General features: G+C 54.8%; 1 protein-coding gene. It reads right to left on the bottom strand.

The genetic code is table 11. The annotated features are described in order from the left end of the window. Positions 1 to 522: YPDG domain-containing protein (locus FXY94_RS03020; RefSeq protein WP_016663547.1), on the bottom strand; the 522-nt coding region annotated here is incomplete at both ends.

Here is a 522-nt window from a genome sequence, read left to right as displayed (position 1 = left end):
GATCTCACCGGTGTTCTCATCAATCTTGACCTCATAGCCCTCAGGAGCAGTGAAGCCGTCAGTGATCTTGAACTTCGAACCCTCAGGAGCCTTGACGTCCTTATCGTCCTTGCCAGTGAACGACGGGGACGACTTGGTCTCCTCACCAGGAACAACCAATTTGCCCTCATACGCAGGCTCGTACAGGCCGGCATCCTTATCAGTCACCGTGACGGTGACGTCAACGGTGTCCTTCGTGCCATCCGGGTAAGTCACAACAACCGGAACAGTGATCTTGTCACCAGGCTTAGCATCCTCAGGGATGCTAACGGTGATCTCACCAGTGTTCTCGTCAATCTTCACACCATCAGGCACGTTCTCACCAGGGGTGAACTTCGTGCCCTCAGGAGCCTTAGTGTCCTTACCGTCCTTGTCGGTGAACTTCGGAGCATCGATCTTAACGTCGCTACCCGGCTTACCCGAACCATCTTCGTAGCCAGGCTCGAAGTGATCGTTCGCGTTCGGAACCTTCGGGTTGCTGTC

Source organism: Dermabacter jinjuensis, from assembly GCF_902381725.1.
In the GTDB taxonomy this organism is placed as follows: Bacteria; Actinomycetota; Actinomycetes; order Actinomycetales; family Dermabacteraceae; genus Dermabacter; species Dermabacter hominis.
This window is presented reverse-complemented; position numbering and strand designations above follow the sequence as displayed.